The organism is Corallincola spongiicola (assembly GCF_004284785.1).
GTDB lineage: Bacteria > Pseudomonadota > Gammaproteobacteria > Enterobacterales > Neiellaceae > Corallincola > Corallincola holothuriorum.
Map to the genome: position 1 here is coordinate 115,902 of NZ_SHLY01000008.1, position 25,970 is coordinate 141,871.

A 25,970-nucleotide genomic window follows, 5' to 3' on the forward strand; every position below is an offset into this window, starting at 1 on the left:
CCATAGAAAGAGGAAAGGCCACCGAGGTGACCTTTCTTTGGCGTTAAATGGTTGAAATAACAAAGTCAGACAAAGAGATCAATCCGTGGCTGAGCCGCCACATTCGCTTCATTCAGGGCGGCGCCTGCCGCTCGTCGACTGTCGGAAACGTCATAAGAGTCTGCTTCATCAATCGACTCCGCTTCACCAGAGTTTGAGTTGTCGGTTGTAGCAAGGCCGGACGCCTGTGTGTCCTGCGACTGTATCAGCGCAGAGGATGTTTCGGGATCTCCCGATACGCGTTGGTCGGCTGCTATGTCCGATGCCTGTTGGATCTGTTGCCGTTGTTGCAAGTCATTCTGAGGTGGCTGCGGTTGATTTGTGTTGAGTGTGGCCGATGTTGTTGAGGCAGTCACATTCGACACCGGATAACTCGCGGCGGCATATACAGAGCCTATGGGCATAACTCACTCTCTGATTAGCTGAGTTACCTCTAAGATTAGTTCAATCCGGCGTGAACAAAGCGCGATGCTTAGATCTGAAAGGCTTAAACAGTAACCAAAATATTGGTTACTGTTTACCATCTGTTCTTAATTCGATTGTGAACTGTTAGCTTTCCTCATCACGCACAAAACCAACATCAGTGATGCCCCACTTGGCAAAGCTCTTTATCCGGAAATCTTTGATCGCTGATTTCTCCTTGGTGGTTGCTGCAACCTGCTGCTCCATTGCCAGAAAAGCGCTGATATCGATCCCTTCCGCAGCGGCTACCGCTTCATGGGGGTCGTTAAACTTATCAAAAGCAAACGGGATCACCTTACTCTGCTTCTTGAACTTGTATTTAACCTGTCGTGCCATCAGCGTATCTCCATCGAGCCGAAATAGGGACGTTCTGTCAAAAAGATAATTAGGCTCGTCTTATTCACGAACGTTTCTCGACCGAGGCAACCTCTTCAGGAGTCAGATAACGCCACTCACCCGGTTCCAACTCCTCATCCAATTCAATCGCCCCAATCTGCTCGCGATGCAGCGCCACCACTTTGTTACCCACGGCCGCCATCATGCGTTTCACCTGATGGTATTTACCTTCGCTGATGGTCAGCAAACATTCACTTTCTGCCACTTTCTCAACCACAGCGGGCCTGGTTGGATGCTCTTCACCATGCAGCATCACCCCTTGTTGCAGCTGCAGACAAGCTTGCTCGGTCAGCGCTTCAGCCAGCCACACTCGATAACGTTTTTGACACGCTCGTTTAGGGGAGGTGATGGCATGGGACCACTGGCCATCATCGGTGATCAGAACCAAACCTGTGGTATCAGCGTCCAGACGCCCAGCCACATGCAGCTTATCCGGACGGGTGATCTCCATCAGGGAAAAAATCGACATATGACCATCATCGACATGGGAGCACACGGTCTGCTCGGCTTTATGCAACATAAGATAACGCTCGCCCGCAGGATCAAGAGGCATGCCATCCAATGAGATATGATCATCCGCAGACACTTTAAAACCGGGGTTACGAATAGGCTCACCGTTACAGGTCACCTCGCCAGCATGGAGGGCGCGTTTCGCCTGTGACCGGGTTAAATCAGCATAAGTACTTAGGTATTTATCTAGGCGCATAGTAAACGGCTATCTGGACACAACAATGGAGTGATAGAGCCATTATCGCCGATCTGGCACAGATACCAAACCTAACACGAAAGAAACCCCAGCCGCCGCGAGCCTCGCGTTATTAGGCTAAGACGACTGCAACGGCGGTAACACAGATAAAACTCTTATTCTGACACTGTTTTTCCAATCATCTCCTACACTTAGAGGTTGATAACAAAGCTACAACTAAAACCATCAGTACTAATCTTTGCAAAGGAAGCCACACCATGATGAGTAAACTCGTTAAACGTATCTTACCTATCGGTATTGTTCTGGCATTCATTGTCAGCTGCGCCAGCACCACCGCCGACACAAGCGCCCCTGCACAAACCACCACATCCGTAGCAGCATCAGCAATTGACCGCATTATTGCGGATCAGATCATCCGCGTCGGTATGACCGCAGAGCAACCACCATTTAACGTGATCAGTAAAGACGGTGTCGCCATAGGGCTGGATGTAGATCTGGCTCGCACCCTGGCCCAAGGGATGGGCGTAAAATTAACCATCGTGCGCAAGCCATTTGCAGAACTGCTACCCGCCCTGGAAAAAGGCGAAGTAGATATGGTGATCTCAGGTATGGCGGTGACTCTCGAAAGAAGCAAGAATTTCAATTTTGTTGGCCCTTACCTGCTATCCGGTAAGTCACTTCTGACCACCAAAGCGACGCTGGAAAAATTAGCCAAGCCCCATGACATTAACGAAGCGAAATATCGCGTAGTAGCACTGAAAGGCTCTACCAGTGCTGACTTCGTTGGCAATAAACTAAAAAAATCGACGCTGATAGAAGTAGATCATTACCTCGAAGGGGTGGAGAAGCTGCGCAACGGTGAGGCGGATGGCATGGTAGCGGATATGCCAGTTTGTGTGATGGCGCAACTGATGTTCCCAGAAGACAACCTGATGACCTTAGAGCCACCGTTCAATCTAGAACCACTAGGGATTGCCATCAACAAAAATGATCCACAGTTCGCCAATCTGATAACCAATTTTTTCAATACCATTGAAAAGAGCGGCATGTTGACACTGATGCAAGCAAAATGGCTGAAGAGCTCAGCATGGATGCAGCAACTACCGAACCCACCAGCACTTAAACCTGCTGCGAAATAAGTATCCCCAGACGGCACTAATTTCCTGCTCGTCACCAACTAAAAAGGCCTCTCTCGAGGCCTTTAACTAATTAACACACTGCCGTTTGTCGGCTAATCAGTTTGCTCTATCGCTTCCTGACGCTGTTGATGCGCAGCCTGTTCTTCGATGTTAAGTTGGCCATTTTGTTGCGGCGCGCCGAGCGGAGTGCGGCTCGCCTGATTCACATCATAAATATTCTTGGCGTTGGCCAGATCATTCTCATTAGTAATCGATGCAATACTCTCACGGCCACGTAAGAACGACTTAATTTCATCGACTATCCCCGCCAGCTCCCCATCATTTTTCTGCATTTCGAGAATATAACGAGGCAGTTCAAGGTTGTAGTTGCCGCTGGTGGCAAAGCAAGTAGTACGCACCCTTGAACTAATGATCCACGGTGTTATTGAACTACGTACGACCACATTTTCAGAACGTGTAGAGTCGTGAATAGACATACCGGTAGACACTTTTGATTCAGTGTATGTGCCTTCCATTTTCATCCACATCAACAAGCTGTCCCAATGCATCTCAGCCCAGAACAGGTTGGCACCACGGGACAGAATGTGTCCAGCAGCGGTGGATGCCAGACTGATAAACAGCAAGGTGATCAAACCAGATATCTGATCGGCTACCGGCGTCAGGATCGGCGCTGCAATTTCTAGTGCTAAGGTTTCATCCCGGACACCTTGCAGTGCAGGCACCAACTGATTAAAGAACATTGAATCGGCCAGCAGATAGACGTCATAACCATTCATGATGACAGAGGCAAACGTCGCCACCCCCACCACCAACAATATCTGTCCTACCAAAGTGGCGGCACTCCGGCACAACTTAAATAAGGGAGAATGCTCCAGCTCGCGATAAGCAGGCTGGGTTTCAATTAGTAGTTCACCACCAAAGGAGCCTTTACCTTCACTTTGATCATTCAGCGCCGGATCAAATGCTCGGTACGTACGATTAGGGATCTCGTTGTACCGACGGTTAGCTAACACAATGGATTCAGTGTTTATAAAAATCTCATTCGGGTGGATAGACTCCTGCAAGTTATCACGGTATTCACTGACTTCGGTGGTCGGATTAGACAGCTTCAATCGCTCAATAAACAGCACCACAGTGGCAGCTAACACCACGATCACCATCAACCCCAAATAACTTAGATTCGGCCAAGCATTGAACGTCACTAATTCAAACAGCTGGCTAACTTGCACGGCCTGCTCGGAATCAAGGTTCAATTGCTGATAGCCGTAACCAATAATGATCGGCAACAAAATAGAGAAGCCAAGCAGACGCGCCAGACCACCAGCCCCCTTTGCCTGCAAACGCCCCATCTGGTTACTTTGCAAACGCGAACCGGTCGCACGCCATACAAACGTCATATAAACCAGCAGCAAAACCGACATCAGCGGCATGATCAGATCGCCAACGGGACCAGCTAATCCAGTGGCACATACAAAAGACGCCACAGCAAAAGCAATAATGGCGGTAAAGGTGACACTCAGTACACCAAACAACTCCTGCGCCAAATTACGCAACGGATAGGGAGTGGTGATCAGACTGGGGATCAAGCTATGTAGAAGCCGCGATAACCAACCTTGCGGCTCAGTGAATGTGGTGTTTTTACGCCCCATCAACATCGATTCGAGCTGTTTAGCATCATAAGCGGTAAATCGGTGTTCTGCTTTGGCGTTATCTTGCTCACTGGGATTACAGTTATACGCCAAAGAGGTTGGCACCGAGCGCCCTACGAAGAAACGAAATAGCTGAAACAAGCCACGACCGGCGCGACGCAAGCCTACCACTAACAGGAACAAACCGAGCCCAGCATACAACCAAGCACGGGTGCGATCTTCTTGGATCACACCCGCCACACTTAACAGCGGTCCAAGGCCAATACCAACGATCGCGATACCAGCGAGGGTGCTGATAATCCCTTCCTGTTTAAACGGGTTTTTTATCCCTAATTTAAGACTGCCAAAATCATAGGCCACTACGACAACTCCTCAAACGGCTAAAAAACGAGTAAATAGACCGCCCACAAGGGCGGTCTAACTGGTTAAAATTTCAGCGTTTTTTAATATATGTAAGTAGTGTCGAATATATTTACATAAAGAAGACGGTGCAAATGATTATCTTAATTTTTGTGTGGTTTTTTCTTTTGTTGCGAGCCAAAGCAAGCAACATTGTTTTTCGTAAGCAAATTACCCAATAAGAGCACACCACAACTAATCTGTTTACTATTTGATAAAGATTGTCTGCGTTAGCGTGACAGAGCGCTCCGCTCACTTGATTGAGTCACGCTATCCATAAGGGTTTTGGCGAACAAACACCCATAATTAAAACAGTTTTACAATTGTAATGCAGGGTGCGCCAACTACCACCGGCAGGGGAAATATTGAATTGCAGGACACTTTACTACTGTTCCCCCCTGAACAAAAAAGGGCAGCTGATAGCTGCCCTTTAATACGCTATAGATACTACTATTTTTTGATTTTAACCGGCCGTTGCCAAGCTGGTATATGTGCTTGTTTACTGCGTGATATCGCCAGCGCCGCATCAGGTACATCTTTGGTGATGGTACTACCTGCACCGACTGTCGCATCTTTACCAACTGTGACCGGTGCTACAAGTTGACTGTCGGAGCCAATAAAGGCGTTATCGCCAATGATGGTCTTAAACTTGTTCGCGCCATCGTAATTACAGGTAATAGTACCCGCACCTATATTCACGCCGCTGCCAATCTCACTGTCGCCAAGATAAGTTAGGTGGTTGGCCTTTGAACCTTCACCTAATCGCACTTTTTTCATCTCGACAAAATTACCGATATGGCTGTCATTAGCCATTTCACAACCTGGACGCAAGCGACCAAAAGGTCCGATGGAACAAGCTTCTCCCACCGAAGATGACTCAATAATAGAGTTAGCTTTCACAACACTATGATCACCAATTTCGCAATCAATCAAGCTGCAGTTAGCACCGATCTGCACACCTTTACCAAGACTGACCTTGCCTTCAATAATGACGTTGATATCAATAACGCAATCTTCACCAGCAGTCAGTTCACCACGTAGATCAAAGCGGGCCGGATCGCGCAGTGTCACACCCTCTGTCATCAACCGCTCTGCCGCTCGCTGTTGATACGCCCGCTCCAAAGTGGCGAGTTGCAGGCGGTTATTTGCCCCTTCCACTTCGATAGCAGTAGCTGGGTTCGCCGTTGCTATCTTACGACCTTCGCCATAGGCCATGGCAATAATATCAGTGAGGTAGTATTCCCCCTGAGCATTGTCATTCGACAGATTGTTCAGCCAGCGGGTAAGATCCTCACCATTGGCCACCAGAATGCCTGTATTCACTTCCCGCACGGCGAGCTGTTCAGGGCTAGCATCTTTCTGTTCAACGATGCCACAGACATCGCCGCCGTCGTTATCTCGCAGGATACGACCATAACCGCTGGGGTCATCCAGATTAACTGTCAATAAACCGATACCACCGTCAGGTTGTACAGATAACAGTTGCTGCAATGTTGAACTCAAGATCAGCGGCACATCACCGTAGAGCACCAAGACTTTATCTTTGTCAGCAAGGTGAGGGATAGCTTGCGCAACCGCATGGCCGGTACCTAGTTGTTCAGCTTGCTCAACCCATACCAAATCAGGGTCCTTCAGCGCTGTCGTAATCTGTTCAGCACCGTGTCCGTAGACCAAACAGGTTTTTTCGGCACCGACACCTGCAGCGGCATCAATCACATGCTGAACCATCGGCTTGTGAGCAACCGGGTGTAGCACTTTAGGAAGTTTGGAACGCATCCGCGTTCCTTTACCAGCGGCGAGAATGACGACAGTCAGTGACATAAGGTCCTCATAGAGTGACGAGTTCAGTAATAAATTGAATTAAGTATACAAAAAAGGCGACCCTAAGGTCGCCTTTTCCAGTTCGCATCCCAGTATTAACCGAGATGGTTGTACACGCTAACCGTCCACAAATAGCTCTACTGGAGAATTTGTTTTACTCAAAACGTCTAATTGCTCTCTAACAGACATAAAAAAAGCGACCCAAATGGGTCGCTTTATTGAATCAACTAAGAACTCTAGCCTATCTTATTGCGGCTGTATTGAGCCACTTTAAGTTGAGCAATCGACTTCGCCAATTCTCTTGCTGCTTGCGCATAGTCGAAGTCTGCACCCGGATTAGCAATATGCTCCTCTGCGCGGCGCTTCGCTTCGTTAGCGGAAACTTCATCAATTTCGTCGGCGCGGATAACCGTATCAGCCAATACGGTTACCGTTCCTGGCTGCACTTCTAAAACGCCGCCAGAGAGGTAAAACACCTCTTCCTCACCGTGTTGCTTGCGCAGCTTCACCATACCCGGCTTTAACCGGGTTAATAGTGGAGCATGACCAGGAAGGATCCCTAACTCACCTTCCCAACCAGTGACTTGCAAGAACTCAACGCGGCCGCTAAAAATTTCAGCTTCAGCACTTACAACGTCTAACTGTGTCGTCATAGCCATAAAATCCTCCTAACTCTGTTATACGAGGATGATTACAGATCAGCCGCTTTCTCAACAGCTTCTTCTATGGTACCGACCATATAAAACGCTTGCTCAGGTAAGTGATCATACTCACCCGCAAGAATCGCTTTAAATGAGCGAATCGTGTCTTTCAGTGAACACAGTTTACCTGGTACACCGTTGAACACTTCAGCAACGTGGAACGGCTGCGATAAGAAGCGCTGGATTTTACGCGCGCGGGAAACGGTCATTTTGTCATCTTCTGACAACTCGTCCATACCCAAAATCGCGATGATATCCTTGAGCTCTTTATAACGCTGCAAAGTTGTCTGCACGCCACGAGCAACTTCGTAGTGCTCTTGGCCAACAATCAACGGATCTAACTGACGTGATGAAGAGTCCAATGGATCAATGGCCGGGTAGATACCCTGGGCAGCAATATCACGACTCAATACGATAGTCGCATCCAAGTGCGCAAACGTGGTTGCAGGAGAGGGATCGGTCAAATCATCCGCAGGTACATAAACCGCCTGAACCGAGGTAATCGATCCTGTTTTGGTTGATGTAATACGTTCCTGCAACACACCCATCTCTTCAGCCAAAGTCGGTTGATAACCTACCGCAGAAGGCATCCGACCCAGCAACGCTGATACTTCTGTACCGGCCAATGTGTAACGATAAATATTATCGATAAACAGCAGTACATCTTTACCTTGATCACGGAATTTTTCAGCCATAGTCAAACCTGTTAGCGCAACGCGCAAACGGTTTCCAGGAGGCTCATTCATCTGACCGTAAACCATCGCAACTTTATCAAGTACGTTGGAATCGTTCATTTCGTGATAAAAATCGTTACCCTCACGAGTTCGCTCACCAACACCTGCAAACACAGATAAACCACTGTGTGCTTTTGCGATGTTATTGATCAGCTCCATCATATTGACGGTCTTACCAACACCTGCACCACCAAACAACCCAACTTTACCGCCCTTAGCAAACGGTGCAATCAAGTCGATTACCTTGATGCCTGTTTCTAATAGGTCATTAGAGCTTGACTGTTCTTCGTAACTTGGCGCAGGGCGGTGAATCGCGTACTGCTCTTCTTCGCCGATGGGGCCTGCTTCATCAATAGGCTGGCCCAATACGTTCATAATGCGGCCAAGCGTTTGAGTTCCCACAGGAACCTTAATCGGCTCATTGGTATTCTCAACTTTAAGGCCGCGTTTCAAACCTTCTGAGGCACCCATGGCGATGGTACGCACGATACCGCCGCCTAGCTGCTGCTGAACTTCCAGCACTAGGTCTTTGTTCTGACCTTCCTCGGTGACAACCAGTGCGTCGTATACCTGCGGTACTGCATCCTGTGCAAATTCCGCATCTACCACGGCGCCGATCACCCGGACGATATTTCCTATGCTCATTATCTGTCCTCTAAATCTTGCGTTTCTCTACCTAAACAGCAGCTGCACCGCCGACGATCTCACTCAACTCTTGGGTAATCGCCGCCTGACGGGCTTTGTTATACACCAATTGTAGATCGTCAATCAGACTACCCGCATTATCGGTTGCGGCTTTCATCGCAACCATTCGAGCTGCTTGTTCGCAGGCGAGGTTTTCAATCGCACCTTGATACACTTGAGACTCTATGTAACGAACCAAAAGTCTGTCGAGCAGAACTTTGGCATCTGGCTCATAGATATAGTCCCACTTGTGCTTCATCAGCTCTTCATCATCCGATTTAGGCAAAGGCAGCAATTGACTAATGTTGGGCTTCTGCGACATGGTGTTCATGTAATGGTTGTACACCAAGTACAGACGATCGATCTTGCCTTCGTTGTAGGCATCAAGCATGACACGGACTGTACCAATCAGCTCTTTTACCGTTGGTTCATCCCCCAGCCCCGAGGTCTGAGCGAGTACCTTACAACCATGGCGACCAAAGAACGCTGCCGCTTTGCTGCCCACTAAGGCCAGATCCACTTCAACATTTTTGTCTTGCCACTCTTTCATGTTTTGTGAAACTTCTTTGAACAAATTAAAGTTCAAACCACCACACAAACCACGATCAGTGGAAATGATCAAATAGCCAACTCGCTTGGTCTCCCGCTCATTCATATAAGAATGGCGATACTCCAAGCTGCCAAGGGCAATATGCCCAATCACGTTGCGCATGCTTTCAGCATAAGGGCGGGAAGCTTCCATTCGAGCTTGCGTCTTACGCATCTTCGAAGCAGCTACCTTTTCCATCGCACTCGTGATCTTCTGAGTGCTTTTTACACTCGCAATTTTACCTCGAATCTCTTTAGCACCGGCCATCTCTCACTCCTCGTATAAAGTGAAATACAGAAAAACCTGTATTACCAGCTTTGACCAGCCACGAAGCCATCAAGAACCGTCTTCAAACCACTGGCAACATCATCGCTGTATGCGCCGGTTTCGTTGATGGTGTCTATCAACTTGCTGTGCTCGCTAGTCGCGTAAGAGTGCAACGCCGCTTCAAAGTCGCCGATTTTGTCGAGTGATATATCCTTGAGATAACCATTCTCAGCGGCATACAACGAAACAGCCATCAGCGCAGTAGAGTAAGGCGCATATTGTTTCTGTTTCATTAACTCTGTCACTCGCTGACCGTGCTCAAGCTGCTGCAATGTCGCATCATCTAGATCCGATGCAAATTGAGCAAATGCCTGAACTTCGCGAAACTGTGCCAGAGCCGTACGAACGGAACCACCTAGTTTCTTAATCACTTTGGTCTGCGCAGAACCACCGACACGAGATACCGAGATACCTGGGTTAACCGCAGGACGAATACCTGAGTTAAACAAATCGGTTTCAAGGAAGATCTGACCATCGGTAATAGAGATCACGTTGGTTGGAACGAACGCTGAAACGTCGCCGCCTTGCGTCTCAATAATTGGCAGTGCAGTCAATGAGCCTGTCTGGCCTTTCACTTCACCATTAGTGAACTTCTCAACGTAGTCAGCATTCACACGAGCTGCACGCTCAAGCAAACGACTATGAAGATAGAAAACATCACCAGGGTAGGCTTCACGACCCGGAGGGCGTTTTAGCAGCAAAGAGATCTGACGATAAGCAACGGCTTGTTTTGACAAGTCATCATAGATAATCAGTGCATCTTCGCCACGGTCACGGAAATACTCACCCATGGTACAGCCTGAGTAGGCTGACAAGTATTGCAATGCAGCAGCTTCAGAAGCCGATGCCGCAACCACCGTGGTGTACTCCATAGCGCCGTTCTCTTCGAGCTTACGTACGACATTTGCAATGGTCGAGTTTTTCTGGCCAATTGCAACGTAAACACACTTAATACCTGAACGCTTTTGGTTGATGATGGCATCAATTGCTATGGCAGTTTTACCGGTTTGACGGTCGCCAATAATCAATTCACGCTGGCCACGACCAATTGGAATCATCGAATCGATCGCTGAATAACCTGTTTCAACAGGCTGATCAACTGATTGACGCTCAATAACCCCCGGTGCAATCACCTCAATGGGTGAGTAACCATCATGCTCAACAGGGCCTTTACCATCAATAGGTTCACCCAAGGCATTCAAAACGCGGCCTAACAACCCTCGGCCGACAGGAACCGAAAGAATATTGCCTGTTCCCTTAACGATCTGACCTTCAGCCAAACCTTCATAAGAACCCAAAACAACCGCGCCAACAGAATCGCGCTCAAGGTTCAATGCCATAGCAAAGCGATTGCCTGGCAATTCAATCATTTCGCCAAGCATCACATCGGCTAGGCCGTTGATGCTGATGATGCCGTCGCTAACAGATACGATCGTACCTTCGTTGCGGGCTTCACTGGCAACATCGAATTTCTCAATCCGTTTTTTGATCAGCTCACTGATCTCATTGGAATTCAGTTGCATGCTCTGCTTTCCCGTTTATGACAGTAATGAATCAGCCATGCGATCCAGCTTGCCGCGAATAGTGTTATCAATCACCAAATCGCCAGCTTTGATCACAACACCGCCAAGCAGTGTGCTGTCTACATTACAAATCAACTTAACTTTACGTGACAAACGTACTGCCATTGCCTGACTAATTGCTTGCTTTTGAGCAGCATCTAGATCGGTGTTTGAGGTGCAGTATACGTCAATCTCTAGTTCATGCTCCGCTTTCAAAATCTGATACAGGCGGAACACTTCTGGTAGTGCTTGAAGACGTTTGTTTTCGGCCATTACCTTGATCAAGTTACGACCATGCTCGTTGAGTTGCTCGTCGCACAGAGTGTTAAACACCTCCGCTGCTTTTTCAGCATTACCGGCAGCAGCCAGTAATGTTGAAACCTGCGGCTCAGATGAAACAGCAGCGGCAAACGCTAACATTTCGTTCCAATCCGACAGCGTATTGTTCTCAATAGCAAAGTCAAAAGCTGCCTTAGCATAAGGGCGCGCAATCGTAGTCAAATCAGACATGTCGCCACTCCCTTATTACAGCTCTTTAGCCAACTGATCTAAGATATCGGCATTAGCAGCCTTATCGATCGAACGAGCCAGAATTCGCTCAGCACCAGCAACAGCCAGTACCGCGACCTGCTTACGCAGTTCTTCCTGTGCTCGATTTCGTTCAGCTTCAATTTCAGCTCGCCCTTGAACGAGGATTTTTTCCCGTTCACCGCGCGCTTCAGTTTGTGCTTCTTCAACAATCTGATTTTTGCGACGGTTAGCTTGCTCTAAAATTTCAGTGGCTTGCTGCTTAGCTTCTTTTAACTTATCCGCGGCATTATTTTGCGCCAATTCTAAGCTTTTTGAAGCACGTTCAGCGTCAGCAAGGCCGTCAGCAATTTTCTTCTGACGTTCTTCGATCGCACTTATCAGCGGTGGCCACACATATTTCATGCAGAACCACACGAACACCGCAAAAGCGATCATTTGTCCAAACAAGGTAGCGTTGATACTCACAACACATCCTCCTTATTCACTGCTGTTCGCATTAATGAAATAGTTAGCTTATGCAGCGAACAATAGGTACAAGCCGATACCAACTGCGATCATTGGAATCGCATCAAGCAAACCTGCAACGATGAACATCTTTACTTGCAGTTGTGGCGCCAGCTCAGGCTGACGGGCAGAGCTTTCTAGGAACTTACCGCCTAGAATAGAGAAACCGATACCGGTACCCAGGGCTGCAAGGCCCATCATCAGAGCAACAGCGATGTATTTCAAGCCAAGTACGTCCATCTTAATCTCCAGTTATTAGCTTTGATGGTTTTAACGAACAAATAGTTAGTTACGAGTTAATGATCTTCGTGTGCCATGCTCAGATACACAATGGTTAACACCATGAATATGAACGCTTGCAACGTGATGACCAATATGTGGAAGATAGCCCACCCGATTTGCAACACACCACCAAGCGTACCAAGAACGGCGCCGGCGCTGTATAAAATGGCTATCAAAATAAAAATCAACTCGCCTGCATACATGTTACCAAACAGACGCAAGCCGAGTGATACTGGCTTAGCCAGTAGGGTGATACTTTCAAGAAGGAAGTTAACCGGTACAAATAGCGCCTGAATGAATACATTGCTGCTATTAAAAGGATGTAAGGTTAGTTCTTTCAGGAAACCGATAGGGCCTTTCACTTTAACGCTATAGAACAGCATCAAAGCAAAAACGCCAAGAGCTAGGGCAAATGTTAAATTAAGGTCTGTAGTCGATACTATTTTTTGATATGGAACGCCGCTTACTTGAGCCGCATAGGGAATCAAATCAACCGGGATAAGATCCATCAGGTTCATCAAAAATACCCAAACAAAAATAGTTAAAGCCAATGGCGCAATTAACTTATTTTTTCCATGAAAGGTATCGCGAACACTGCCATCAACAAACTCGACAAGCATCTCAACAAAACATTGAAGTTTACCGGGCACCCCGGTTGTAGCTTTTTTACCCACTCGGCGGAATAACCATAGAAAGAATACACCGAGAGATATCGACCAAAAAAGTGAGTCTGCATTCAACACCCAGAAACCAGCCTCACTGCAGTGGTGTCCCCACTGCAGGCCATGCTCGGTCGAGCAAACCTGAAGGTTGGTGAGGTGGTGCTGGATGTACTCGGTCGAAGTTAAAGGTTCACCTGAGGCAGCCATAGCTCATCCTGATTTTATTTTTTTGAAAACATAACCGGTATCGATGCACTGACCAATACCATTACACAAAAAGTTGTTAAAAAGGGCAGCGGAGGTAACTTGAACTTCGCTAACGCTAAAGCAGCAAAGATAAGTGTCGCGCTCCATTTTAAATGTAACCCCTGCTTGAAACCTGACTTTATCAGTCCAGCCTGTCTGGCTCCATTAAATCTTAGTGCCGACCAGATAAAAACTAACTGTCCTACCGACACGGAAAGACCACCACAAAATGCGGCGATACCATCAATATAGTCTGCAACTATAGTCCATGATAAACCGGTAGCAGCAGACAAAAACAGCAGAATCTGCACCTGTTTTATCGCTACACGCCTAGTTTGCGAAATTAATGGGATCACAAGGCTTTTTTCTTTAATTTATTATTGGCAAGCCAATTTGCTAGCGGAGTATAAAGGCATTTATTGACCGAGCGCAAATGGACATTGTATATCCGTGCTAGGCCATTACTTAATGTGCTCAAGAATCCCATCAAGCTCATCCAAATTAGTATAACTAATAACCAACTTACCTTTGCCTTTAGAAGTATGATTGATCATTACATTGGCTCCTAAGCGCTCTGCCAAATCAGTTTGTAACTGGGTGATATTTGGATCAATGGTAGGTTCTGGCTTCGCTTCAGGCGGATCCATAATCTTCCGCACCAAGCGCTCAGCTTCCCTAACGGTCATACCTTTACCCACCACGATGCGAGCAGCTTCAGATTGTTGCTCACCTTCAAGCGTCAACAGAGCACGGGCATGCCCCATCTCAATATCGCCACGCTCTAGCATAACCTTAACGTCATCATTCAGGTTATTTAAGCGTAATAAATTGGTCACAGTAGTGCGAGATTTACCTACGGCATCAGCGGTTTCCTGATGAGTAAGCTGAAATTCAGTCATTAAGCGTTTTAATGCGATAGCTTCTTCCATCGCATTAAGATCTTCACGCTGAATATTTTCAATCAACGCAATAGCCACAGCGGCTTCATCGGGCACATCTTTAACCATGCAGGGAACAATATCTAACCCGGCTAATTGAGAAGCACGCCAACGCCGTTCACCGGCAATAATCTCATATTTACCACTGGCAACTTTGCGCACTACAATCGGCTGGATAATGCCCTGTGCTTCAATAGAATGCGCCAACTCTTCCAGCGCTTCCGGAGACATATCTTTACGAGGTTGATATTTGCCAGGCTCGAGTTGTTCAATCGGGAGTTTTTGCATCTCTCCCTTCGGAATGGCCGCTGCAGACTGCGCTTCGCCATCAGCCTGAGCATCCACTCTATCTCGAGCTGCCTGGCTGGTACTTAGCAGGGCATCTAATCCGCGGCCCAAGCCTCTACGTTTAGGTGTCGACATGAGTTGAACTATTTCCTTAAGACGTTAGGCTGATTCTGAATTGGCACCACTGAGCTCGGCACGACGCAGGATCTCACCTGCAAGTGCTAAGTATGATTTAGCGCCAGTCGAGTTTTTATCGTAGTACATACTTGGTGTACCAAAACTAGGCGCTTCAGCTAAGCGGATATTTCGAGGAATAACAGTACGGTAAACTTTGTCACCAAAGTGCTGTTTCAGCTGCTCTGATACATCACAGGAGAGGCGATTTCTAGGATCGTACATGGTACGAAGTATACCTTCGACATGTAGCCCAGGATTCACTGCCGCTGATATTTTACTCACGGTATCAACCAATGCGGTCAATCCTTCCAGAGCAAAGTACTCACACTGCATTGGTACCAGTACAGAGTCAGATGCCGCCATCGCGTTGACCGTCAATAAGTTCAACGAGGGTGGGCAATCGATAAAAATGAAATCGTAACTATCTCGCACTGGATGCAATGCATTACGCAGGCGCGTTTCCCGCGAGAAAACTTCCATCAACTTAATTTCGGCCGCCGTGACATCGGCATTCGCAGCGATCAGGTCATAACCACCGGTTGTTTCCGTGACCACCACGTCATTAAACGGCTCTTCATCAATCAATAGCTCATAAGCGCTTTTCGGCACTTCATATTTGTCGACACCGCTCCCCATGGTCGCATTACCCTGTGGATCGAGATCGATCAACAGCACTTTGCGTTTGGTGGCGGCCAGCGACGCGGCCAGGTTGACAGCTGTGGTTGTCTTACCGACACCACCTTTCTGGTTTGCTACTGAAATGACTTTACCCACGACAGACCCCAATCGAGTTATTGGTTGCGTATGATCTCTACCAAGTGACGAGCTTCATCCAGCTCAGGTACTTGTAACGGATGTACTGCTTTGACTGTAAAGTCGGCAGGCAGTTGTGCAAGTTCCTGTTCAGGATAAGTGCCTTTCATGGCTAGAAAATAACAGCCCAAATGGCTACACCAACTGAGCATATCACCTATCGACGCAAAGGCGCGACTGATCACAGCATCAAATGGGTGATCCGGCTGGAATTTTTCAACTCTACTTTGTATAGAAGTGACATTAGTGAGTCCTAACTCATGACAAACCTGCTTCTGAAAGCGAATACGCTTACCCAGACTATCAAGCAGAAAAAATTGAGTCTCGGGCATCATAATTGCCAATGGGATCCCTGGTAACCCCGGACCCGTCCCCACATCGATGACCCGCTTGAGTCCGTCCATATGGGGTAAGACTACCAAACTGTCTAGAATATGACGTACTAACATCTCTTGCGGATCACGCACAGAGGTGAGGTTATACGCTTTGTTCCACTTGTTCAGTAGCGCCAAAAAACCTAACAGTTTGTCACTCTGCTCATCCGTCAGCGACAAACCTAAGCTGTTCGCTTGGGTTATCAGTTGGGTTTTAAACTGTTCCATCAAGCACTCTTTTTCAATAAACCAAGCTTCTTCAAATGCACCAGTAAGATCGAGATAGCAGCCGGTGTGATCCCAGATATACGGGAGGCTTTACCGATCGTTTCCGGCTTACTGTTGTTCAATTTGGCGATCACTTCGTTAGAAAGCCCGGGGACATTGGCGTAATCAATATCTAACGGTAGCAGAGTATTTTCATTACGTTGCAGTTTGGCTATTTCATCTTTCTGCCGCTCAATATAACCAGCGTACTTCGTTTGGATCTCTACTTGTTCTGCCGCTTGTTGATGCTCCAATCCAGCCCCGATACCTTCGAGATCTGAAAGCATCTGATAAGTCACTTCTGGTCGGCGTAGCAAGCTTTCCAAGTTAGTTTCCCGCGCCAATGGTGTTTTCAGCTTTGGATTGAGCTGGCTAGCTGCAACGGAATTAGCCTGTACCCAAGTCTCTTTTAGACGCTGTTTTTCTTGCTCAATGGCTTCGAGTTTTTCATTAAACGTCTGCCAACGGAGATCATCCACTAAGCCTAGTTCTCGCCCGATCGGCGTTAAACGCAGATCAGCGTTATCTTCGCGCAACAACAAACGATATTCCGCACGGCTGGTAAACATGCGATAAGGCTCTTGCGTTCCCAAAGTGGCAAGATCATCAACCAATACGCCCATATATGCCTGATCTCGACGCGGCGTCCACTGCTCAAGTTCATTAGCCAAGCGCGAAGCGTTAACACCAGCAATTAATCCCTGTGCGCCCGCTTCTTCATAACCGGTTGTACCGTTGATTTGGCCAGCAAAAAATAGCCCTTGGATAAACTTGGTTTCCAGCGTGGCTTTAAGATCCCGAGGATCAAAGAAGTCATATTCGATGGCGTAACCAGGTCGAGTGATATGGGCGTTTTCAAAGCCAACAATCGAGTGCACTAAGTTTAACTGGACATCAAATGGCAAACTGGTCGAGATACCGTTCGGATAAACCTCATGGGTAGTTAGCCCTTCAGGCTCAACGAATATCTGATGGGATTGTTTATCCGCAAAGCGCATCACCTTGTCTTCAATTGATGGACAATATCTTGGCCCCACACCCTCGATCACTCCGGCATACATGGGTGATCGATCTAACCCGCCTTTAATGATTTCATGGGTTTGCGTATTGGTATGGGTGATATAACAGGCGATCTGCTGGGGATGCTGCGATGCTTTTCCCATGAAAGAAAAGGTCGGTGTTGGCGCATCACCGGGTTGTGGCTCCATCACAGAAAAATCAATGCTACGAGCGTCAATACGGGGTGGGGTGCCGGTTTTTAAACGACCAACCCGAAACGGCAATTCACGCATTCGTTGTGCTAATGCGATCGATGGTGGATCACCTGCGCGTCCACCACTGTAGTTCTCCATGCCGATATGGATCTGACCACCAAGAAAGGTACCTACCGTCAGCACCACCGCCTCAGCTTTGAACGTCAGCCCCATTTTAGTTACCACACCGGTAACCCGATCGTTCTCAACTAAAAGATCATCGCAGGACTGCTGGAAAATTTTCAGATTGGGCTGGTTTTCTAATGCGTGACGCACGAAGGAACGATACAACTGACGATCAGCCTGTGCTCGTGTCGCTCTTACCGCTGGCCCTTTACTGGCATTGAGCGTCCTGAATTGGATCCCGCCATGATCGATGGCTGTGGCCATCAGACCACCCAGAGCATCAATCTCTTTCACTAAATGGCCTTTACCTATGCCACCAATAGCGGGATTACAGGACATCTGTCCTAAAGTATCTATGTTGTGGGTGAGTAAAAGTGTGTTCGCACCTGTTCGCGCTGATGCCATTGCTGCTTCAGTGCCAGCATGGCCACCACCAACAACGATCACATCAAACTTTTCATCGAACAACATATCTCTGCCTCACGCATTAGGATCTCAAGGATCGCGATCCTTAGGATCTTTAAGGGTCGCATATTCTACTTGATGGCAGGGCTGGCGTGAAGTGAACAAAGGATCTTACTTGCTTAAATAAGATCAAAAAGATCTTTAGATCGATCTTTACTGATCTTTTAATTAGTACGGAGATCCCTGTGGATTAAGATTTTAATGATTTAAATTACAATAAGTTAGCTTGTTTGAAAGCTGTGTGATCGTTGGGATCTAACGGGTATTGATCGTGGATGAAACACTGTTTTATCCACAATCGTATATACATGGGGAGAGATAATCTGGGCTTTTCAGTATGTATTGTGGGTAACTAGGTTACTTATACACAGTTAAGATCCATAGTTGTTAAGCGATCTTTTCAATAAATTGTGGCAACCAGGCCTCGGCTGCATCTTCGGGGATCGGTGTTTCTTGGACATCAATCTCTAGTCGTTCGGCAACTTTATAGGCGCCTAAATCCTCCAGAACGGTATCTAGGGTCTTACTACCTTCGCAAAAAGTGTCATAGCTGGAGTCACCTAAACCGATAACGCCATACTTTACACTGGCAAGATTAGGACGATGCATCAACAGATATTCGGCCAGTGGCTGAATATTATCTGGAAGATCGCCAGCGCCATGGGTCGATGTGCAGATGAGCCAACGCTGGCTTTCATCATCTCTTGGTCGCCATTGATTAAAGTCGATCACTATTTCTGTGCTGTAGCCTGCTTGTTGCAACAGGTCTGCGGCGTGGTCTGCGACATATTCGGTCGCTCCTAGCATGGAGCCCACCAAGAGTTGAACTGTATTGCTCATCGAAAAACCTGCTTCAGAGTAAAGTGATGGCTATTGTAACCGCTCGCTGTCGCTTGTGGCTAATTCTGTGAGTAACCCAAGGTATTTGATGTGAACAAGGCAGGATTAAGTTGGGGGTAAGTGATCGTTTACGATCACACATATTCCCCAAGCTATAACTGTTACTTATTGTTTTATTTGGTTATTTACCTATACAAAAGGAAGAAAAGATCTTTCCAAGCAGATCATCTGAACTAAATTCACCGGTGATCTCTGCTAATGCTTGCTGTGCCAGCCGTAACTCTTCCGCTAACAGCTCACCGGCACAATAGATATCTAACTGCTCTCGACCTTGAAGCAGGTGCTGTTCAGCTTGTTTGAGAGCCTCTGTGTGCCGACGTCGGGCGGTAAATTGACCTTCGCCCCCTTGTCCTTGATAGCCCATGATCGCTTTTAGATGGACTTTTAGTTCATCAATACCGCTGCCCGTTTTCGCGGATATTTGGATTATTGGATAGCGACCTTCTGCGGTCGGCTTAGCTTGGATATCTGCAACATCCAATTTATTGCGTACCAGAGTGAGTGGTACATCGTTTGGTAGTTTGTCGACTAACTCTGGCCAGATCTTATGGGGATCAGTCTCTTTGGTTTCGCTGGCGTCAACCAGAAACAGGACTCTGTCTGCTTGGTTTATCTCTTCCCAGGCGCGTGCAATACCTATCTGTTCGACTTTGTCAGGGCTCTCTCTAAGGCCTGCTGTGTCGATGATGTGTAGTGGCATCCCGTCGATATGGATATGCTCTCGCAATACGTCTCGGGTGGTGCCTGCTATCTCTGTGACGATAGCAGCTTCTTTGCCTGCTAATGCGTTGAGTAAGCTTGATTTGCCGGCATTTGGTTTGCCCGCCAGTACTACGCGCATTCCTTCACGGATCAAGCTGCCTTGTTTGGCTTGTGATTGTACTTCCGCGAGTTGCTGCTCGATGGCGCTGAGGTCGCCGCTGATCTTGCCGTCAGAGAGAAAGTCGACCTCTTCATCGGGAAAGTCGATAGCTGCTTCAACGTAGATCCGTAGGTGGGTGAGTTGTTCTACTAACGCGTGTACCTGCTGGGAAAATACACCTTGCAGTGAGTGCAGGGCACTTTTGGCCGCGGCTTCACTGTTTGCTTCTATTAAGTCAGCGATCGCCTCTGCCTGTGTCAGATCCAATTTGTCATTTAGAAAAGCACGTTCGCTAAACTCCCCTGGATTGGCGATGCGTATACCGGGAATGCGACAGATCGCTTTCAATAGCATATCGACAACCACGGGCCCACCATGGCCTTGCAGCTCGAGTACGTTTTCACCGGTAAAGGAGTTCGGGGCTTTGAACAGTAGGGCTATGCCCTGATCCAATATTTGTGCTTTGTGATCTTTAAAGGGGAGGTACTCGGCGACACGAGGCGCTGGCACTTTTCCTAAAACGGTTTCAGCGACCAGCTCTGCGTCGGGACCGGAAACACGAATGATAGAAACGCCACCACGGCCTGGAGGGGTGGCTTGGGCGACAATTGTATCTATATGACTAGGCATAATGGCGATAATAATTAGGATAATTACCGTCATTATAAAGCAACAAGGGGCAACCTTGGTTGCCCCTTTTCACTGTTAGCTCAACTTGTTAGTTAGGCTTTGGCGTCTGCTTTGTCCATTTGGCGGTAGATATACCATTGCTGGGCAATGGATATCAGGTTGGATACCAACCAATACAGTACCAGCCCTGACGGGAACCAGAGGAACATAAAAGTGAATATGACCGGCATAAACTGCATCACTTTCTGCTGTGTTGGATCCGTAATGGTATTTGGCGACATCTTTTGCATCAACCACATGGAGGCGCCCATCAACAACGGCAATACGTAATATGGATCCTGTACTGACAGATCGTCGATCCAGAGGAAGAAGGGAGCCTGACGTAACTCATAGCTTTCCAGAAGTACCCAATAGAGAGCAATAAAGATAGGCATCTGGATAAGAATAGGTAGGCAACCACCCATGGGGTTAACCTTCTCTTTCTTATACATCTCCATCATCGCTTGCGACATCTTCTGGCGATCATCACCATAACGCTCTTTCAGTGCAGCCATCTTTGGCTGCAACTTGCGCATTTTCGCCATTGAGCTGAACTGCGCTTTGGTGAGGCGGTACATACTGCCTTTGACGGTTAGCGTGATTAGGATAATTGCGATACCCCAGTTAACCACCCAGCTTTGGAACAATACCAGCAACCAATGCAGAGGTTGCGCCAACATCCAGAGGAAGCCGTAATCAACCACTAGGTTGAGGGTTGGTGATAATGCTGACAGCGCATCCTGATCTTTAGGACCGACAAACAGCGTGGTGTTGAGGGTTTGGTCGGCACCCGCTGCAATGGTTGTTGCGGGGGCGATGAAACCTATGATGCCCTGACCATTACTGGTGCTGCTATAGATCTCGTTATTGTCATCGGCGCCTGGCACCCAAGCGCTAACAAAGTAGTGCTGAAGCATGGCCACCCAACCGCCTTGGGTTTGCTTATTGAGCTTTTTCTCGCTCATATCGTCAAAGCTGAATTTTTCGTATCGTGAGTCGGCTGTCGAGTAAGCTGCGCCGCGGTAGGTTGGCATCAACATTGATCCGCCTTCACCTGCCATCGTTTGACGCAATTGCGCCCATACCTGGGTACTGAGTGGTTGGCTGGTGCCGTTATGGATGCGGAAATCTACATCAATAGAGTGTTTGCCACGGCTGAACTTGAATACTTTAGCGATCATGACGCCGTCATCGCGCTGGTAGCTCAATGGCACTGCCAACATATCTTCGCCATCGGCGAGGGTATAGTTCTGCTGTGCAGCGGCATAAAGTGGGCGGTTGTCCCGTGTATCAAAACCGGTTAAACCGCTTTGGGCGATGTAACGGAATTGATTGCTTTGGTGTAGCAACACAAACGGGTCGTCTGAATCCAGCGTTAATGGGAATTCCATCAGGTCGGCGTGCACGACATCGCCACCCAAGGTGTCGATAGTGATGCGGAGTTTATCTGTTGTCACCGTGATTAAACGCGAAACAGGTGCCAGTGTATCATCAGCGGCAGGTGCCTGTGGCGCGGCTGGGGCGATATCTGGAATACCCTCTTCGCCACCAGTTGCTTGTGCGCTAGGTAGTGCGTCTGTGGCACTTGGCGTGGTTAAACTGGTTTCGACAGGTGCCGTATCTGGCTGACTGTAAGATACCCACTGCTGATACAGTAGGAAGCTTACCAGTAGAAACCCGATAAGCAGTAAATTGCGTTGTGATTCCATGGCTAATTCAGCTTATTTCTTATTAGGTGGTGGTGGCACCGGGTCGTGACCACCTGGATTACCAGGGTGACAGCGAGATATCCGGCGTAAGGCCAAGCGACCGCCCTTGATTAATCCATGCGCTTTGATTGCTTGAATCGCATATTCAGAGCAGCTTGGATAAAAACGGCACCTCGGACCTAACAGGGGGCTAATGATAATCTGGTAGCCCCGGATCAACAAGATTAGTGCGGCTTGCAGCGTTTGTTTAACAGTTTGCATAAGCGCTTCATTAGTTCGTAGAGTTCCTGCTTACTTAATTCACCAATACCGCGCTTCGCTACGACAATAATATCGATATTGGTCAGTTCAGCTTGGTGTTGGCGGAAGTACTCTCGCATTTGGCGCTTTATCTTATTGCGGCCAACAGCACGTTTAACGTGTTTTTTTGCCACAGTTAAGCCTAGACGCGGATGGTCTAGTTGGTTATGACGAGCGAGAAGAGTAAGTTGCGGGGAACCTGCCCGAACGGGCTTAGCGAATACAAATTGAAATTGGTCGGGTGTTAAGAGTCTTAACTCCCGACCGAATGCGTGCTTTGCCATCACTGGCGGGTTAAGCACTCAGACGAGCACGACCCTTGGCACGACGACGAGCAAGTAAAGCGCGACCATTTTTGGTTGCCATACGAGCACGGAAGCCGTGAGAGCGTTTACGTTTTAGAACGCTCGGTTGAAATGTACGTTTCATAGCTGATCCGCCGATTTAAGTTACATAAAGGTGTTGGTTGCCTTTTTTGGCTGCCAGCACCCAAAAAAAGAGGGCGAATTTTAGACCTTTGTAGTGGTGAAAGTCAAACCATATTTTTAAGCGATCAAAAATGATCTTTGGCGGATCCATGGCATAATAAATGTATATGTATAACCTGTGGACAGGATCTGAAAGAGTTTTCTTTGTCAATAAAAAACAGAGAGATAGATCTTATAACACATGCATTATTAGATCAGATCGATCTAGGATGATCTACCCATTTCGATCCATAATAAGGGTCCAAAAAGTGGTGACGCGAAAAGAGCTACTAAATAAAAAGTAGTCGGTCTTCCCCTGTCACTAGCTAATTATAACATTTCTGGTTTTCACCCTGATGGCGAATGCTATCGGGATAAGGAGTATTTTCCGTGCCCAGCAGCCTTTGGGAACAGTGCTTGTCGGTGCTTAAGGACGATTTGCCGGTTCAGCAGTTCAATACCTGGATCCGGCCGTTACAAGCCCAAGAGTCATCCGACCGTTTAACTTTGTTCGCACCTAACCGATTTGTATTGGATTGGGTGCGGGATAACTATCTGCTGCGGATTAACCAGACCATCGAGTTATTTGCTCAGGACAGTGCCCCCCAATTGGTATTTGATGTGGGGTCTATGCCGAAAGCGGCCGTTAATACACAAAGCGCTGAGCGGGTAAGTAAACCTGCGGCGGCACCGGTGCAAGCCGATGTCAGTGCGGCTGCACCTGCAGTTGCGCCCGCGGAAGCGCTTAAACCTGCCGGACAGCGTAGTAACATCAATCTAAATTATACCTTTGATAACTTCGTTGAAGGTAAATCGAATCAGCTGGCACGCGCCGCTGCGCGTCAGGTTGCTGACAATCCCGGTGGATCATATAACCCGTTATTTTTATACGGTGGCACCGGCTTAGGTAAAACTCACCTGTTACATGCAGTAGGTAATGGCATCGTTGAGCGAAAGCCGGACGCGAAAATCGTTTACATGCATTCAGAACGTTTCGTACAAGATATGGTTAAAGCGTTACAAAACAATGCGATAGAAGAGTTTAAGCGATACTATCGTAGCGTTGATGCCTTGCTTATTGATGATATTCAGTTTTTTGCCCATAAAGATCGTAGCCAGGAAGAGTTTTTTCATACTTTCAACGCGCTATTGGAAGGTAATCATCAGATTATCTTGACCAGTGATCGATATCCAAAAGAGATTGATGGCGTAGAAGATCGTCTGAAATCAAGATTTGGCTGGGGATTAACGGTCGCTATTGATCCGCCTGAATTGGAAACCCGTGTCGCTATCTTAATGCGCAAAGCGCAAGAGAATGCGATCCACTTGCCCGACGAAGTGGCTTTCTTTATTGCTAAACGGTTGCGCTCAAATGTTCGCGAGTTGGAAGGGGCGTTGAACAGGGTGATTGCTAACGCTAATTTTACTGGTCGCCCTATTACCATCGACTTTGTTCGCGAAGCATTACGTGACTTGTTAGCGCTGCAGGAAAAGCTGATCACCATAGACAATATTCAGAAGACAGTAGCAGAGTATTACAAAATTAAAGTTGCCGATCTGCTGTCTAAGCGTCGTAGTCGATCTGTTGCTCGTCCTCGTCAGATAGCGATGGCGCTGGCGAAGGAGTTGACCAACCACAGTTTACCTGAGATCGGTGACGCATTTGGCGGTCGCGACCATACCACTGTACTGCATGCTTGTCGTAAGATAGTGCAGCTGAGGGAAGAGAGTCACGATATAAAGGAAGATTATTCCAACCTGATACGTACGCTGTCTTCGTAGCAAAATTATCTAGATTACAAACATAACTATTAAGGTGAAGTGATGAAGCTCTCCGTCAATCGCGAACAACTTCTTCGGCCTTTGCAGCTGGTTACCGGTGCTGTTGAGCGTCGACAAACATTACCAGTGTTGGCGAATATTTTAATTAAAGCGGACGAGCAGGGCATTGCATTAACCGGCACTGACTTAGAAGTTGAGCTGGTGGCTCGATTTCCTGCGCAAGTGATCAGTGAAGTTGGCTCGACGACTGTGCCAGCGAAAAAGTTTTTGGATATCTGTAAGAGTCTACCTGAAGGGGCTGATATCGAATTGGCTGAAAGTGGTGACCGTTTAGTCCTCCGCTCTGGTCGTTCGCGATTTAATTTAGCTACGTTACCCGCAGCCGAGTTTCCGAATATTGAAGAGTGGAACAGTATTTGTGAAGTGAGTTTGTCTCAGCTTGAGCTAAAGAAGCTGATCGATAGCACCAGTTTTTCCATGGCTAATCAGGATGTCCGTTACTACCTTAACGGCATGTTGTTTGATCTTGACGGCGAGGTATTGCGCTCAGTTGCCACCGATGGTCACCGCTTAGCCTTAGCAACTGTGCCTGTGAATATCAGCGAAGGTTTGCCTTTGCAGTGCATTGTTCCTCGAAAAGGGGTACTCGAACTGCAGCGCTTAATCGGTACTGAGGAACAAATCATCACTTTGCAGATTGGTGAGAATCATCTGCGCGCCAGTGTTGAAGGGTTTATGTTCACCTGTAAGTTGGTCGACGGTAAGTTTCCTGATTACCAAAGAGTATTACCCCGTGGCGGCGACAAAATTTTGATTGCTGATCGCGCCGTGGTTCGTGATGCGTTAGCTCGGGCTGCTATTCTCTCTAACGAAAAGTTCCGTGGGGTTCGTTTCAATCTTGATCCGGCAGAGTTGAAGATTACTGCGAATAATCCTGAGCAAGAGGAAGCGGAAGAGGTGGTAGAAGTTCAGTACGCTGATCAATCGTTGGAGATGGGATTCAATGTCAGTTATCTGTTAGATGTACTAAACGTCGTTAATGGCGAACAGATAAAAATGACGTTGGCTGATGCGAATAGCAGCGCCTTGGTTGAGGATGCTGCGAGTGATCATGCCATGTATGTTGTTATGCCTATGCGTTTGTAGT

General features: G+C 47.6%; 27 protein-coding genes. 3 read left to right on the forward strand and 24 right to left on the reverse strand.

Features of this window, described 5'->3' with window-relative positions; translation table 11 throughout:
• Nucleotides 1–65: 65 nt before the first annotated feature.
• The 3 genes from EXY25_RS17290 to EXY25_RS17300 form a co-directional block, all read right to left on the reverse strand.
• Nucleotides 66–443, reverse strand: a complete 378-nt coding sequence (locus tag EXY25_RS17290) for a hypothetical protein (protein WP_130567840.1) — start codon at nt 441–443, stop codon at nt 66–68.
• Between the two features lie 145 nt (nt 444–588).
• The gene (locus tag EXY25_RS17295; protein ID WP_114339288.1) at nt 589–837 is read right to left on the reverse strand and encodes a DUF2960 family protein; all 249 of its coding nucleotides are present in this window, start codon (nt 835–837) and stop codon (nt 589–591) included.
• Between the two features lie 64 nt (nt 838–901).
• Nucleotides 902–1,603, reverse strand: coding sequence for a pseudouridine synthase (locus tag EXY25_RS17300; RefSeq protein WP_114339287.1), 702 nt, complete (start codon nt 1,601–1,603; stop codon nt 902–904).
• 257 nt (nt 1,604–1,860) lie between these two features.
• On the opposite strand from EXY25_RS17300, the gene EXY25_RS17305 reads away from it, so the two are divergent.
• The gene (locus EXY25_RS17305) at nt 1,861–2,742 is read left to right on the forward strand and encodes a transporter substrate-binding domain-containing protein (RefSeq protein WP_130567841.1); all 882 of its coding nucleotides are present in this window, start codon (nt 1,861–1,863) and stop codon (nt 2,740–2,742) included.
• A gap of 92 nt (nt 2,743–2,834) precedes the next feature.
• On the opposite strand, the gene EXY25_RS17310 is transcribed toward EXY25_RS17305, so the two are convergent.
• The 21 genes from EXY25_RS17310 to rpmH form a co-directional block, all read right to left on the reverse strand.
• Nucleotides 2,835–4,751, reverse strand: a complete 1,917-nt coding sequence (locus EXY25_RS17310; protein ID WP_130567842.1) for a hypothetical protein — start codon at nt 4,749–4,751, stop codon at nt 2,835–2,837.
• A gap of 489 nt (nt 4,752–5,240) precedes the next feature.
• Nucleotides 5,241–6,611, reverse strand: coding sequence for a bifunctional UDP-N-acetylglucosamine diphosphorylase/glucosamine-1-phosphate N-acetyltransferase GlmU (gene glmU / locus EXY25_RS17315; protein WP_130567843.1), 1,371 nt, complete (start codon nt 6,609–6,611; stop codon nt 5,241–5,243).
• Nucleotides 6,612–6,847: 236 nt separating this feature from the next.
• The gene (locus EXY25_RS17320) at nt 6,848–7,270 is read right to left on the reverse strand and encodes a F0F1 ATP synthase subunit epsilon (protein WP_114339283.1); all 423 of its coding nucleotides are present in this window, start codon (nt 7,268–7,270) and stop codon (nt 6,848–6,850) included.
• 32 nt (nt 7,271–7,302) lie between these two features.
• Nucleotides 7,303–8,691 carry a F0F1 ATP synthase subunit beta gene (gene atpD, locus EXY25_RS17325; protein ID WP_130567844.1) on the reverse strand — a complete coding sequence of 463 codons (1,389 nt, stop codon included), beginning with the start codon at nt 8,689–8,691 and terminating at the stop codon, nt 7,303–7,305.
• 31 nt (nt 8,692–8,722) lie between these two features.
• Entirely contained in the window at nt 8,723–9,586 is an 864-nt protein-coding gene (gene atpG / locus EXY25_RS17330) for a F0F1 ATP synthase subunit gamma (protein WP_114339281.1), read from the reverse strand.
• A gap of 41 nt (nt 9,587–9,627) precedes the next feature.
• Nucleotides 9,628–11,169 carry a F0F1 ATP synthase subunit alpha gene (atpA, locus tag EXY25_RS17335; RefSeq protein WP_114339280.1) on the reverse strand — a complete coding sequence of 514 codons (1,542 nt, stop codon included), beginning with the start codon at nt 11,167–11,169 and terminating at the stop codon, nt 9,628–9,630.
• A 15-nt stretch (nt 11,170–11,184) separates the two neighbouring features.
• Nucleotides 11,185–11,718 carry a F0F1 ATP synthase subunit delta gene (gene atpH, locus EXY25_RS17340; RefSeq protein ID WP_114339279.1) on the reverse strand — a complete coding sequence of 178 codons (534 nt, stop codon included), beginning with the start codon at nt 11,716–11,718 and terminating at the stop codon, nt 11,185–11,187.
• Between the two features lie 15 nt (nt 11,719–11,733).
• The gene (atpF, locus tag EXY25_RS17345) at nt 11,734–12,204 is read right to left on the reverse strand and encodes a F0F1 ATP synthase subunit B (RefSeq protein ID WP_114339278.1); all 471 of its coding nucleotides are present in this window, start codon (nt 12,202–12,204) and stop codon (nt 11,734–11,736) included.
• A 48-nt stretch (nt 12,205–12,252) separates the two neighbouring features.
• On the reverse strand, nt 12,253–12,483 hold the full coding sequence (atpE, locus tag EXY25_RS17350) for a F0F1 ATP synthase subunit C (protein WP_114339277.1): 231 nt from the start codon (nt 12,481–12,483) through the stop codon (nt 12,253–12,255).
• Between the two features lie 56 nt (nt 12,484–12,539).
• Complete coding sequence (atpB, locus tag EXY25_RS17355) at nt 12,540–13,394, reverse strand: F0F1 ATP synthase subunit A (RefSeq protein ID WP_114339276.1); 855 nt, start codon at nt 13,392–13,394, stop codon at nt 12,540–12,542.
• Between the two features lie 14 nt (nt 13,395–13,408).
• Entirely contained in the window at nt 13,409–13,789 is a 381-nt protein-coding gene (locus EXY25_RS17360) for an ATP synthase subunit I (protein ID WP_165419407.1), read from the reverse strand.
• 105 nt (nt 13,790–13,894) lie between these two features.
• Nucleotides 13,895–14,794: a ParB/RepB/Spo0J family partition protein gene (locus tag EXY25_RS17365; protein WP_130567846.1), complete on the reverse strand. Its 900-nt coding sequence runs from the start codon at nt 14,792–14,794 to the stop codon at nt 13,895–13,897.
• Between the two features lie 24 nt (nt 14,795–14,818).
• Nucleotides 14,819–15,610 carry a ParA family protein gene (locus EXY25_RS17370; protein WP_114339273.1) on the reverse strand — a complete coding sequence of 264 codons (792 nt, stop codon included), beginning with the start codon at nt 15,608–15,610 and terminating at the stop codon, nt 14,819–14,821.
• A gap of 17 nt (nt 15,611–15,627) precedes the next feature.
• A complete protein-coding gene (gene rsmG / locus EXY25_RS17375) occupies nt 15,628–16,251 on the reverse strand; it encodes a 16S rRNA (guanine(527)-N(7))-methyltransferase RsmG (protein WP_114339272.1) in 624 nt (207 codons plus the stop codon).
• Complete coding sequence (mnmG, locus tag EXY25_RS17380) at nt 16,251–18,140, reverse strand: tRNA uridine-5-carboxymethylaminomethyl(34) synthesis enzyme MnmG (protein WP_130567847.1); 1,890 nt, start codon at nt 18,138–18,140, stop codon at nt 16,251–16,253. Before mnmG ends, rsmG begins: the two co-directional genes overlap by 1 nt.
• Nucleotides 18,141–18,521: 381 nt before the next feature.
• Entirely contained in the window at nt 18,522–18,974 is a 453-nt protein-coding gene (gene mioC / locus EXY25_RS17385) for an FMN-binding protein MioC (protein WP_114339270.1), read from the reverse strand.
• Nucleotides 18,975–19,155: 181 nt separating this feature from the next.
• On the reverse strand, nt 19,156–20,526 hold the full coding sequence (mnmE, locus tag EXY25_RS17390) for a tRNA uridine-5-carboxymethylaminomethyl(34) synthesis GTPase MnmE (protein WP_130567872.1): 1,371 nt from the start codon (nt 20,524–20,526) through the stop codon (nt 19,156–19,158).
• A 92-nt stretch (nt 20,527–20,618) separates the two neighbouring features.
• Nucleotides 20,619–22,274, reverse strand: a complete 1,656-nt coding sequence (gene yidC, locus EXY25_RS17395) for a membrane protein insertase YidC (protein ID WP_114339269.1) — start codon at nt 22,272–22,274, stop codon at nt 20,619–20,621.
• Between the two features lie 12 nt (nt 22,275–22,286).
• Nucleotides 22,287–22,535 (reverse strand): membrane protein insertion efficiency factor YidD, encoded by a 249-nt coding sequence (gene yidD, locus EXY25_RS17400; protein WP_114339268.1) that lies wholly within the window; start codon nt 22,533–22,535, stop codon nt 22,287–22,289.
• The gene (gene rnpA, locus EXY25_RS17405) at nt 22,499–22,858 is read right to left on the reverse strand and encodes a ribonuclease P protein component (RefSeq protein ID WP_114339267.1); all 360 of its coding nucleotides are present in this window, start codon (nt 22,856–22,858) and stop codon (nt 22,499–22,501) included. The genes yidD and rnpA overlap by 37 nt, the downstream gene beginning before the upstream one ends.
• 10 nt (nt 22,859–22,868) lie before the next feature.
• On the reverse strand, nt 22,869–23,003 hold the full coding sequence (rpmH, locus tag EXY25_RS17410) for a 50S ribosomal protein L34 (protein ID WP_114339266.1): 135 nt from the start codon (nt 23,001–23,003) through the stop codon (nt 22,869–22,871).
• A gap of 428 nt (nt 23,004–23,431) precedes the next feature.
• Between rpmH and dnaA the strand changes: the two genes are divergently transcribed.
• Both dnaA and dnaN read left to right on the forward strand, forming a co-directional pair.
• On the forward strand, nt 23,432–24,823 hold the full coding sequence (dnaA, locus tag EXY25_RS17415) for a chromosomal replication initiator protein DnaA (protein ID WP_114339265.1): 1,392 nt from the start codon (nt 23,432–23,434) through the stop codon (nt 24,821–24,823).
• A gap of 42 nt (nt 24,824–24,865) precedes the next feature.
• Nucleotides 24,866–25,969, forward strand: coding sequence for a DNA polymerase III subunit beta (dnaN, locus tag EXY25_RS17420; protein ID WP_114339264.1), 1,104 nt, complete (start codon nt 24,866–24,868; stop codon nt 25,967–25,969).
• Nucleotide 25,970 lies beyond the last annotated feature (1 nt).